This is a genomic window from Streptomyces ossamyceticus (genome assembly GCF_001418475.1).
GTDB lineage: Bacteria > Actinomycetota > Actinomycetes > Streptomycetales > Streptomycetaceae > Streptomyces > Streptomyces ossamyceticus.
In genome coordinates, this window is record NZ_LIQX01000709.1 from 1 (window position 1) to 13,468 (window position 13,468).

General features: G+C 75.1%; 2 protein-coding genes. Both read left to right on the forward strand.

Annotation, left to right across the window (positions count from 1 at the left end; translation table 11 throughout):
• The first annotated feature begins 19 nt into the window (after positions 1-19).
• Complete coding sequence (locus AOK15_RS47960) at positions 20-9,985, forward strand: type I polyketide synthase (protein WP_276206253.1); 9,966 nt, start codon at positions 20-22, stop codon at positions 9,983-9,985.
• Between the two features lie 9 nt (positions 9,986-9,994).
• A partial coding sequence (locus tag AOK15_RS37195; RefSeq protein ID WP_157870483.1) for a type I polyketide synthase occupies positions 9,995-13,468 on the forward strand: 3,474 nt, incomplete at its 3' end.

The following is a 13,468-nucleotide window of genomic DNA, read 5'->3' on the forward strand; positions in this document are numbered from 1 at the left end:
GCGGCACGTCCGGGACGCCGTGCGCTTCCACGACGGCGTCCGGCAGCTCGGTGCACTCGGCACCACCGCCTGCCTGGAGATCGGCCCCGGCGGCGCCCTCAGCGTGCTGGCCCGCGACTGCCTGCCCGAGCCCGGCCCCGCGTTCGTCCCCTCCCTCCCGCACGGCCGGCACGAGCCCACCGCCCTGCTGACCGCCCTCGGTGAACCGCACGTCAGGGGTGTCGACGTCGACTGGACCGCCGTCCTCGGAGCCCCCGACGGCGACGGTCCCGACCTGCCCACGTACCCCTTCCGGCGGGACCGCTTCTGGCTGCCGGCCACGGCGGGCACCGGCGGCCCGCTCCTCCCCGCCCCGACGCCCGCCGTCGCCGAACCGGGGCCCGCCCCGGACGGGCACCGGGGCGTCGACCTGGACCTCGTGCGCGCGGTGGCCGCCGCGGTGCTCGGACACCCCGGCCTCGACGCGGTGCCCCCGGACCGCGCGTTCAAGGACCTCGGCTTCGACTCGCTGTCCGCCGTACGGTTCCGCGACCGCCTCGCCGAGGAGACCGGCCTGGCCCTGCCCACGACCCTCGTCTTCGACCATCCGACTCCGGAAGCCGTCGTCGCCCATCTCAACGGCGAGGACTCCGGGCGCCGTGCCGCCGTCCGTGCCCGCTTCGCCGACGAACCCCTCGCCGTGGTCGGCATGGCCTGCCGCTACCCCGGCGGCGTCACCACCCCCGAGGACCTGTGGCGTCTGGTCGCCGAAGGCCGCGACGCCGTCACCGCCTTCCCCCGCGACCGCGGCTGGGACCTCACCGCGCTGCGGCACGTCGACGGCACCACCCCCACGACCGGCGGATTCCTCCAGGGCGCCGCCGAGTTCGACGCCGACTTCTTCGGGATCTCCCCGCGCGAGGCGCTCGCGATGGACCCGCAGCAGCGACTGCTCCTCGAAACCTCGTGGGAGGCGGTCGAACGCGCCGGTGTCGACCCGCTGTCGCTGCGCGGCAGCCGCACCGGGGTCTTCGCCGGCATCGCGGGCTCCGACTACGCGGACGTCCTCGCCGCCACCCCCGAGACCGAGGGCCACGTCATGACCGGCACGGCGGGCAGCGTCGTCTCCGGCCGCGTGTCCTACGCGCTCGGCCTGGAGGGCCCGGCGGTCACCGTCGACACGGCCTGCTCCTCCTCCCTCGTCGCCCTCCACCTCGCCGGCCAGGCCCTCAGGACGGGGGAGTGCGACCTCGCCCTCGCCGGCGGCGTCACCGTCATGAACACCATCGGCGGCTTCCTGGAGTTCGCCCGCCAGGGCGGTCTCGCCGCCGACGGCCGCTGCAAGGCGTTCTCCGAGGCGGCCGACGGCACGGGGTGGGCCGAGGGCGTGGGCGTCCTCGTCCTGGAACGGCTCTCCGACGCCCGCCGCAACGGACGGCGCGTACTGGCGGTGGTGAGGGGCTCCGCCGTGAACCAGGACGGCGCCTCCAACGGGCTCACGGCACCCAACGGCCCCTCCCAGGAACGCGTGATCCTGGAGGCCCTGGCCAGTGCCGGGCTCACCCCGGCGGACGTGGACGCGGTGGAGGCGCACGGCACCGGCACCCGCCTCGGCGACCCCATCGAGGCGCAGGCCCTGCTCGCGACGTACGGGCAGGACCGCGAACGGCCGCTGTACCTGGGCTCGTTGAAGTCCAACATCGGCCACAGCATGGCGGCGGCCGGGGTCGGCGGCGTGATCAAGACCGTGCTGGCCCTGCGGCACGGCTTCCTGCCGAGCACCCTCCACGCGGACGAGCCGACCCGCCAGGTCGACTGGTCCGCCGACACCGTACGCCTCCTCACGGAGAGCCGGCCCTGGCCGGACACGGGCCGCCCCCGCCGGGCGGGAGTCTCCTCCTTCGGCATGAGCGGCACCAACGCCCACGTCATCCTCGAACACGCCCCCGCCGAGGCCCCGCCGCACACCGGCGAACACCCCGACGTACTCGCGGACGGGGAAGGCACCCACAGCGATACGACGAGCACCGCCGAACGCCTCGTCGTCCGCCCGTGGCTCCTCTCCGCACGCACCCCCGAGGCCCTGCGCGCCCAGGCCGCCCGCCTCGCGGACCACCTGACCACCACCGACACCACACCGGCCGCCGTCGGCAAGGCCCTCCTCGTCAGCCGCTCGCTGTTCCACCACCGTTCCGTCGTCATCGGCGCCGACCGCGCCGACCTGCTCACCGGCGTACGCGCCCTCGCCGAGGGCACGGCCGCCGCCCCGCAGGTCGTCACGGGCACGGCCCGTCCGCTCGACCGGGGGCCCGTGTTCGTGTTTCCGGGTCAGGGGTCGCAGTGGGTGGGCATGGCGGTGGAGCTGCTGGACGCCTCGCCGGTGTTCGCGGAGCGGATGGGGGAGTGCGAACGCGCGTTGTCGGCCTTTGTGGACTGGTCGCTGCGTGAAGTCCTGTCCGACGACGCGGCGTTGGGCCGGGTCGATGTGGTGCAGCCGGTGTTGTGGGCGGTGATGGTGTCGCTCGCCGAGCTGTGGCGGTCGTACGGGGTGGAGCCCGCGGCGGTCGTCGGGCACTCGCAGGGCGAGATCGCCGCCGCGGTGGTGGCGGGAGCCTTGTCGTTGGACGACGGTGCCCGAGTGGTGGCGTTGAGGTCCAAGGCCCTCCTCGCGCTGTCCGGCAAGGGCGGCATGGCGTCCGTGCGACTGCCGGTGGCGGAAGTGGAGCGGCTCACCCCGGTGACGGACGGCCGGGTGGAGGTGGCCGCGGTCAACGGTCCCTCCTCGGTGGTCGTGGCCGGTACGCCCGAGGGCCTGGACGAGGTGATCGCGGAGGCGGAGGCACGGGGTGCGCGCGCCCGGCGCGTCGAGGTGGACTACGCCTCGCACTCCGCGCACGTCGAGCACATCCACGACGAACTCCTGACCGCGCTGGCCGACTTGGAGCCGACGACGTCCCGCGTCCCCTTCTTCTCCACGGTGACCGCCGACCGCTTCGACACGGCCGGGCTCGACGCGGAGTACTGGTACCGCAATCTGCGGTCCACCGTGCGGCTGGAGTCGACGGCGGCGAGGCTCGTCGAGGCCGGGCACTCCGTCTTCGTCGAGGTCAGCCCGCACCCCGTTCTGCTCGCCCCCCTCGCGGAGACCGTCGAGCGGGCGGACGTCGAGCCGCTGGTGGTCGGGACGCTGCGCCGGGACGAGGGCGGTACGGCCCGGATGTTCGCCTCCCTCGCCGAACTCGCCGTCGGCGGCGTACGGGTGGACTGGTCCCCGGCGTACGCCGATCACGGGAGCGCTCCGCCCGACGGTGAACCGGTCGAGCTGCCCACCTACGCCTTCCAGCGGCGCCGCCACTGGCCGCAGACGCTGCCCGGCGTGGCCGTGGCCGACCCGGCGCACGAGGAGTTCTGGCAGGCCGTCGAGGAGCAGGACGTCACCGCGCTCGCGGCCACCCTGGACCTGCCGGCCGACGAACCCGCGCTGCGCGCCGTGTTGCCCGCCCTGTCGTCCTGGCGTCGCGACCGGCGCCGGCGCGGCACGGTCGACGCCTGGCGGTACACCGTCGACTGGCGCCCCCTGAACCCGGCCCCGGCGCCCGCCGAACTGCCGGGCACCTGGCTCATCGCCGTACCGGAGGCCCTGCGGGACGATCCGGGGCTCCTGGCGGCCGCCGACGCCCTGCGGGAGCGCGCCGAGCGGGCGGTGACCCTGACCGTGGCGCCGGACGACGACGCCGACACCCTCGCCGCACGTGTCCGTGAATTCGCGCCGACCGGGGTGCTGACCCTGACCGGCGCCGACACCACCCCGCACCCGGCCGACCCGGTCGTCCCCACCGGTCTGGCCACCACGCTCGCCCTCTTCCAGGCGCTCGTCAGGACCGGCACGGCGGCCCCGCTGTGGTGCGTGACCCGGGGTGCCGTCGGCACCGCCGACGACGCCGGGCCCGCCGATCCGACGCAGGCCGCCGTCTGGGCGCTGGGACGTGCCGCCGCCGTCGAACTGCCCCAGCACTGGGGCGGCCTCGTCGACCTCCCCGCCACCGTCGACCCGGCCGCCACCGACCGGCTCCTCGCCGTTCTCGCCGGCACCGACGGCGAGGACCAGGTCGCGGTACGGCCCTCCGGGGTCCTCGCCCGACGCCTGGTGCACGCCGCGCCCACGGCGAACGGCAACCCCGGCTGGACACCGCGCGGCACCGTGCTGATCACCGGCGGCACCGGTGCCCTCGGCGCCCACGTCGCCCGCTGGCTCGCCCGGGACGGCGCCGAGCACCTCGTCCTGCTCAGCAGGAGGGGCGCCGACGCACCCGGCGCCGACGCGCTGCGGACCGAGCTGGAGGAGACCGGTGTACGGGTCACGCTGCTGGCCTGCGACACCGGCGACCGTGCCGCCCTGGCCACCGCCCTCGCCGAGGTCGAACGCGACGGCGACCCGATCCGCGCCGTCGTGCACGCCGCCGGAGTGGGCGTCCTCGGCCCCGTCGTCGACGCCCCGTTCGCGGACCTGGTCACCGTCCTCGGCGCCAAGGTGACCGGCATCGAGAACCTCGAAGCCGTCCTCGCCCCGGACCAGTTGGACGCCGTCGTCTACTTCTCCTCCATCACCGCCGTCTGGGGCGCGGGCGACCACGCCGTCTACGCGGCGGGCAACGCCGTGCTCGACGCGCGCGCCGAGCGGCGCAGCGCCGACGGCGTACCCACCCTGTCGGTGGCCTGGGGGCCCTGGTCGGGCGGCGGCATGGTCTCCGACACCATCTACGACCAGCTCCGCGCCACCGGCCTGCCCGTCATCGACCCGGAGACCGCCGTCGCCGGACTGAGCACGGTCCTCGCCGACGGAGAGGTCTCGGTGATCCTCGCCGACGTCGACTGGGAACGGTTCGCCGAGGTCTTCACCTCCGGGCGGCCCAGCCATCTGCTGGACGACATCCCCGAGGCCCGACCCGCCGTACCCGAGGAGACGGCGACCGGCACCGCCCCCTCCGCGCTCGCCCACCGCCTCGCCGACCTCGACGGCGCCGCCCGCACCCGCGCCCTGCGCGAGCTGGTGCGCGAACACGCCGCCGCGGTCCTCGGCCACCCCGACCCCGCCGCCGTGGACCCCCAACGGGCCCTGAAGGAACTCGGCTTCGACTCGCTCACCGCCGTCGACCTGCGCAACCGGCTCGCCGCGGCCGCCGGGGTACGGCTGCCCAGCACCCTGATCTTCGACCACCCCACCGTCACCGCCCTCGCCGTGTTCCTCGGCCAGAAGCTCCTCGGCGAGCGGGAACGCCCGGCACCGGTCGCGGTCAGGGCCGCCGCCGACGGCGACGACCCGATCGCCGTCGTCGCCATGGGCTGCCGCCTCCCCGGCGGCATCGGCTCCCCGGAGGAGCTGTGGCGGGCCCTCACCGAGGAGGCGGACCTCATCGGCCCGTTCCCCACAGACCGCGGCTGGCCCCTGCACCGGCTCCACGACCCCGAGGGGACGGCGCCGGACTCCAGTTACGTCGACCACGGCGGCTTCCTCTCCGACGCCGCCCTCTTCGACCCGGCGTTCTTCAACATCTCGCCGCGCGAGGCGCCGGCGATGGACCCCCAGCAGCGGCTCCTGCTGGAAACCTCGTGGGAGGCCCTGGAGCGGGCCGCGATCGACCCGTCGACCCTGCGCGGCAGCCGCACGGGCGTCTACGTGGGCGTCAGCGAACAGGGCCACACAGCACGGCTGCTGGACGCGGCCACCGACGTCGAGGGCTACTTCGCCACCGGCGCGGCCGCCAGCGTCGCCTCCGGCCGTATCGCGTACACGCTCGGCCTGGAGGGGCCGGCGGTGACCGTCGACACGGCCTGCTCGTCCTCCCTGGTCGCCCTCCACCTCGCCGTGCAGGCGCTGCGGGCGGGGGAGTGCGACCTCGCGCTCGCCGGCGGAGCGGCCGTCATGTCCGAACCCGCCTCCTTCGTGGGCTTCAGCCGCCAGCAGGCCCTCGCCCGTGACGGCCGCAGCAAGTCCTTCGCCGCCGCGGCCGACGGCTTCGCCCTCGGGGAGGGCGCGGCGGTGCTGGTGGTGGAGCGCTTGTCGGACGCCCGTCGCCACGGCCACCCCGTGCTGGCGGTGGTGCGCGGTTCTGCGGTGAACCAGGACGGTGCGTCGAACGGTCTGACGGCACCGAACGGCCCGTCGCAACAGCGCGTCATCCTCGACGCGTTGGCGGGCGCCGGACTGTCCCCCACGGACGTGGACGCGGTGGAGGCGCACGGGACCGGCACCCGGCTCGGTGACCCGATCGAGGCGCAGGCGCTGCTCGCGACGTACGGGCAGGACCGTGAACGGCCCCTGTACCTGGGCTCGTTGAAGTCGAACATCGGCCACTCCCAGGCAGCGGCGGGCGTGGCGGGTGTCATCAAGACGGTCCTGGCGCTGGGGCACGGGACACTGCCCCGCACCCTGCACGTGGACGAGCCGACACCCGAGGTCGACTGGTCGGCGGGCTCGGTGGAACTGCTGACGGAGGCACGGGCCTGGCCGGACACCGGCCGACCGCGCCGGGCGGGCGTCTCGTCGTTCGGGATCAGCGGCACCAACGCCCATGTCGTCCTCGAACAACCCGACGCACCCGCACGGCCGGGCCCCGAGCCCCACACGGAGTCGGAGCCGGAGCCGGAACCGGAGACGGCACCGGAGTCGGAGGGCGCGGCACAGGGACCGTGCGTCGTCCCGCTCGTCCTGTCCGCCCACGACGACGCGGCCCTGAGCGCCCAGGCGGCCCGGTACGCCGCCTTCCTGACCGAGCGCCCCGACGTCCGGCTGCCCGATCTCGCGCTCTCGCTCGCCACCACCCGAGCGGTCCTGCCCACCGCCACCGTCCTCACGGCCACCGACCTCGACCAGCTCCACGAGGCGCTCACGGGCCTCGCCGGAACCGGAGCCGCCGCGACCGACACGCCCTCGGGCGGCGGTCTGGCGGTGGTGTTCTCCGGTCAGGGGTCGCAGCGGGTGGGGATGGGACGTGGTCCGTACGAGGCGTTCCCGGTGTTCGCCTCCGCCTTCGACGAGGTGTGCGCGGCTTTTGACGGGCTGCTGCCGGGTTCGCTGAAGGACGTGGTGTTCGGCGGCCCCGCGGAGGTGCTGGAGTCCACCGGGTGGGCCCAGCCCGCCCTGTTCGCGCTGGAAGTGGCGCAGTTCCGTCTGATCGAGTCATGGGGGGTGAGGCCGGATGTGGTGTTCGGGCATTCATTGGGCGAGGTGGTCGCGGCTCATGTGGCAGGGCTGTGGTCGCTTGCTGACACGTGCCGGGTGGTCGCGGCGCGTGGGCGGTTGATGCAGGCACTGCCGTCGGGCGGCGCGATGTGGGCGGCGCAGGCGGAGGAGTCCGAGCTCGGGGAGCTGCCGGAAGGTGTGTCGCTGGCCGCGGTCAACGGGCCGTCGTCGCTGGTGCTTTCGGGTGCCGAGGACGCCGTCCGCGAGGTCGCGGACCGGTTCGCGGGGCGCGGGCGGCGCGTGCGGCGGCTGGCGGTCAGCCATGCCTTCCACTCGGCGTTGATGGAGCCGATGCTCGCCGAGTTCGCCGAGGTGCTGGCCGGGGTGGAGTTCCATGAGCCGTCGATCCCGGTCGTCTCGAACGTGACCGGTGATGTCGCCGATGGCGAGTTGTGCACCCCGGACTACTGGGTCCGGCATGTTCGGGCGACGGTCCGGTTCGCCGACGGCGTGCGCGCCGCACGTGCCCGGGACGTCGGCACGGTCCTCGAGGTCGGTCCGGACGGCTCACTCGTCTCCCTCGTCCAGGAGACCGTGCCCGATCTGCTCGCCCTCCCCGCCGCGCGCAAGGGCCGGGACGAGACGCGCTCCCTCGTCACCGCGCTGGGACGGCTGCACGTGCGGTCGGTGGACGTGGACTGGGCCGCTTTTCTGGCCGGCAGCGGCGCGCGCCGGGTGGAGCTGCCGACATACGCCTTCCAGCGGGACGCCTACTGGCTGGAGACGGTCCGGGACGCCGCCGAGGAGCCCCGCACCGGGAGCGGGGACCTCTACACGACGGCCTGGCAGCCCGTGGAGGGCGTCGCCCCGGCCGGGTCCCGGTGGGCGGTGCTGGGACAGCCGGACGGGCGGGCCGGTCTCCTGGCCAAGGCGCTCGCCCTGCACACCGGGAACACGGCGGTCGTCCGCCCCGACGCGTCGACCGTGGACGAGGCCGCCGATCTCCTGGTCCTGCCCCTGGAGCCGGCCCCGCGGACGGAGTCCGGAGCCGACCGGGAACGGGACCAGGGTGGGGACCGCGGGCGAGGTGGCCCGGATGCCGTACGCCGTCTCACGCACGACACGCTCGCCCGCGTGCAGTCCGTCCTCGCGCAGGAGCGGTCGGCGGACCACCGGGTCGTCGTCGTGAGCGGGGGCGCGACCACCGGCGACCCGGCCGGTGCGGCGGCCTGGGGGCTGCTGCTGACGTTGCAGGCCGAGCACCCCGACCGGTTCCTGCTCGTCGACCTGGAGGACGACGGCACCGACGCGGTCGCCCTGGCGTCCGCCGTGACCACCGCCCTGGCCCGGTCCGAGACACAGATCGCCGTACGCGGTGGGGAGCTGTGGGTGCCGCGGCTCGTTCCCGCCGAGGCCCCGCCCCTCGACACCCCGGCCCCGGCGTACGGAACGGTCCTCGTCACCGGCGGCACCGGGGAACTGGGCGGGCTCGTCGCCCGGCGGCTCGCCGCCGGCCACGGTGTGCGCGACCTGCTGCTCGTGAGCCGACGCGGCGCGGACGCGCCCGGCGCGGAGGCGCTCGCCGCGGACCTCGAACGGGACGGTGCCCGGGTCACGTTCGCGGCGTGTGACGTGGCCGACCGTGCGGCGCTCGCCGCCGTCCTCGCCGCCGTGCCGGCCGACCGGCCGCTGACCGGGGTCGTCCACACGGCGGGCGTCGTCGACGACGGCGTGGTCACCGCGCTCACCCCCGAGCGCGTGGACACCGTGCTCGGCCCCAAGTCCGACGCCGCCCACCATCTGCACGAGCTGACCCGTGACGCGGACCTGTCGCACTTCGTGCTGTTCTCCTCCGCGGTCGGCACCCTCGGCGGCGCCGGCCAGGCCAACTACGCCGCCGCCAACGCCTGTCTGGACGCCCTCGCCCGCGACCGCCGGGCACAGGGGCTGCCGGCGACCTCGCTGGCGTGGGGGCTGTGGGGGACCGGCGGCGGCATGGGCGGACGGCTCGCCGAGGTCGACCTGCGCCGGCTCGCCCGGGCCGGTGTGCTGCCGCTGGACGCCGAACGGGGCCTCGCCCTGTTCGACCGGGCCTGGGCGGCCGGGGAAGCCGTCCTCGTGCCGCTGCGCACCGACCCCGCCGTCCTGCGGGAGCGCGCCGCCGCCGGCACGCTGCCCGCCGCCCTGCGCACCCTGGTGGCGAACACCGGAGGGGAGACACCCGGGCGGGCACGGGGACAGGAGCCCGGCGGCGGGTACGCGAACGGCACCTCCGTGAACGGTGTGCCCTCCGGTGCCCTACCGGCGGAACGGCTGGCGGCGCTGCCCCCCGCCGAGCGCGCCCGGACCCTGCTGGACCTGGTCAGGGCGCGGGCCGCCGCCGTCCTCGACTATCCGTCGCCCGACAGCGTCGACCCGCGCCGGTCGTTCCGTGAGGCCGGGTTCGACTCGCTCACGGCGGTCGAGCTGCGCAACAGCCTCGCCGCCGCAACGGGGCTGCCGCTGCCCGCCGCCCTGGTCTTCGACCACCCCAGCCCCGCCGCGCTGGCCGAGCAGTTGGAACGGCGCCTCGTCGACCAGGCAGGTCCCGCGCACGCCCGGCAGCGGCCGGCACTGCCCGCCCTGCTCGACCAACTGGAGGCGGCCCTCGCGGAACTGGCCGCCGACGACCCCGAACGACCCCGGACCGCGGCCCGGTTGCGGGCGCTCGCGGCCGTGGGCACGACCCCCCAGACGGGCGGCACCGACGTCGAGGAACGCCTCGCCGTCGCCTCGGACGACGAGTTGCTGGACTTCATCCGCTCGGAACTCGGCAAGGAGTGAACGGTTCACATGGCTGATGGCAAGGAACTCCGCGACTACCTCAAGCAGGTCGCCGCGGAACTGCACCGGACGCGGGGGCGCCTCGGCGAACTGGAGTCGGCGGCCCGGGAACCGATCGCCGTGGTCGGCATGGCCTGCCGCTACCCGGGAGGCGTGCAGTCACCGGACGACCTGTGGCGGCTCGTCGCCGAGGGCCGCGACGCCATCGGTCCCTTCCCCACGGACCGGGGCTGGGACCTGGCCTCCCTCTACGACCCCGACCCGTCGAAGGAGGGCACCTGCTACGTCCGCGAGGGAGGCTTCCTCGACGACGTGGCCTCCTTCGACGCCGCGTTCTTCGGGATCTCCCCACGGGAGGCGCACTCCATGGACCCGCAGCAGCGGCTCCTCCTGGAGAGCAGCTGGGAGGCCCTCGAACGCGCGGGGATCGACACCCTCACCCTGAAGGGCAGCCGCACGGGCGTCTTCGCCGGCGTCTCCCAGCAGGACTACGCCACCCTGCTCACCGCCACCGAGGGCCGTATCGACGGCCACGGCTCCACCGGGGTCTCCAACAGCGTGCTCTCCGGGCGGATCTCCTACGTGCTCGGCCTGGAGGGCCCCGCCCTCACCGTCGACACCGCCTGCTCCTCCTCCCTGGTCGCCCTGCACGACGCGGTCCAGGCACTGCGCTCCGGGCAGTGCGACCTGGCGCTCGCCGGTGGTGTCTGCGTCATGCCGAACGAGTCCCTCTTCGCCGACTTCGAGCGGCAGGGCGGCCTCGCCCCGGACGGCCGGTGCAAGGCGTTCGCCGACGCGGCCGACGGCACCGGCTGGTCGGAGGGGGTGGGCCTGCTGCTCGTGGAACGGCTGTCCGACGCTCTCCACCACGGCCACCCCGTGCTGGCGGTCGTCCGGGGCTCGGCGGTCAACCAGGACGGCGCGTCCAACGGGCTCACCGCACCCAACGGCCAGGCCCAGCAACGGGTCATCCGCGACGCCCTCGCCGACGCCGGGCTCACCGCCGGCGAGATCGACGCCGTCGAGGCACACGGCACCGGCACCCGGCTCGGCGACCCCATCGAGGCGCACGCCCTCCTCACCGCCTACGGCCAGGACCGCGAACGGCCCCTCTACCTGGGCTCGTTGAAGTCGAACATCGGGCACACCATGTCCGCGGCCGGTGTCGGCGGCGTCATCAAGACCGTCCTGGCCATGCGGCACGGACAACTGCCCCGCACCCTGCACGTGGACGCGCCCTCGCAGCAGATCGACTGGTCCGCCGGATCGGTCGAACTGCTGACGGAGTCCCGCCCGTGGCCGGAGACCGGCCGCCCCCGGCGCGCCGGTGTGTCCTCGTTCGGGATCAGCGGCACCAACGCCCACGTCGTCCTGGAACAGGCCCCCGCCGCCGAGATCCCCGAAGCCGCTCCCGGTGACAGCGCCGACGGCACCACCCCGGACGCCGCGCGGGACGCCCTCGGGGCAACGGCCGGCACCTTCCGTTCCTGGCCGCTGCTGCTGTCCGCGCACGACGCCGCCGCCCTGCGCGACCAGGCGGCCCGACTGCTCGACACGCTGGCGTCCGACCCCGACCTGACCGCCCTGGACCTCGCCCACTCCCTGGCCACCACCCGCGCCGCCCTCGACCACCGGGCCGCCGCCACCGTGCGGGACCGTGCCGACGCGACCGCCGCCCTCACGGCCCTCGCGGCGGGCGAACAGTTGGCCGGGCTGCTGCGGGACACCGCCCGCGAGGGCGCCCTCGCGGTGCTGTTCACCGGACAGGGAGCCCAGCGGTTCGGCATGGGCAGGGAACTGTACGCGGCGCACCCGGTGTTCGCCGGGACCTTCGACGCCGTATGCGTCCACCTCGACCCGCATCTGCCGCGCCCCCTCGCCGAGATCGTGTTCGGCACCGGCACGCAGGACCCCGACCCGGAGGCCGTGCACCGCACCGAGTACACCCAGCCCGCGCTGTTCGCCTTCGAGACCGCCCTGTACCGGCTGCTGGAGAGCTGGGGGGTGCGCGCCGACTACCTGTTCGGCCACTCCGTCGGGGAGATCACCGCCGCCCACCTCGCCGACGTGATGACCCTGCCTGACGCGTGCCGGCTGATCGCCGCCCGCGGCCGTCTCATGCAGCGACTCCCGCACGGCGGGGCCATGCTCGCCGTCGCCGTCGACGAGAAACGGGCCGCCGAGGCCGCGGAGGACCACCCGGACGTCGTCGTCGCCGCCGTCAACGCACCCGGCTCCGTCGTGCTCTCCGGGCCCGCCGAGGCCCTCACCGCACTGCGCGAGGACTTCGCCGGACAAGACGTGCGTGCCCGCTTCCTGACGGTCGGTCACGCCTTCCACTCGCCGCTGATGGAGCCCATGCTCGACGACTTCGCCCGCGTCGTCGCCGACCTCGACCTGCGACCGCCGCGGATCCCCGTCGTCTCCGACCTCACCGGGGAACTCCTCACCCCGGAACAGGCGTGTTCCCCCGACTACTGGGTGCGGCACGTCCGGGAGACCGTCCGCTTCGCCGACGGGGTGCGCACCCTGGCCGCCGAGGGCGTCACCGTCCTGCTGGAGGCCGGACCCGATGGGGTCCTCACCGGCTCCGCGCAGAGCTGCCTGGACGCCGACGACGAGCCCCCCGTGTGCGTCGCCGCGCAACGCAAGAACGCACCCGAGGACGAGACCCTGGTCACCGCCGTGACCCGCGCCCATCTCGCGGGCATCACCGTCGACCGGTCCGCCCTCTTCGCCGGCACCGGCGCCCGCCGCGTCGACCTGCCGACCTACCCCTTCCAGCGGACCCCCTACTGGCCCGAGCCCCGGCCCGCGGCGGCGACCGGCGACCTCACCGCGCTCGGCCTGAGCCCCGCCGGGCACCCGCTGCTCGGCGCCCGCGTCACCTCGGCCACCGACGGCACCACCCTGTTCACCGGCGAACTCTCCACGGCGGCCCAGCCATGGCTCACCGACCACGCAGTACTCGACACCCCCCTCTTCCCCGGCACCGGCTTCGTCGAACTCGCCCTGTGGGCGGGCCGCCAACTCGACTGCGCCCACCTCGACGAACTCACCCAGGCCGCACCCCTGCTCATCCCGGCCGATACCCCTGTCCAGCTCCAGGTCACCGTCGGCCCGCCCGACGACACCGGCCACCGGGCCCTGTCCGTCCACTCCCGCACCGAACCCGACGGCCCCTGGACCACCCACGCCGAGGGCACCCTCGCCCGGCGGCCACCCGCCACGCCCACCGCGCCGCCGCTCACCGCCTGGCCGCCGCAGGACGCCGAACCCGTCGACCTCACCACGTTCTACGAGGACCTGATCGACCACGGGTTCACCTACGGCCCCGCCTTCCGCGGCCTGACCGAGGTCCGGCGGCGCGGCACCGAGGTCTTCGCCGAGGTCCGGCTGCCCGAAGCCGCCGGTACCGGCTTCACCGTGCACCCCGCCCTCCTCGACGCCGCCATGCACTCCCTGGCCTTCCGGCCCTCGGCG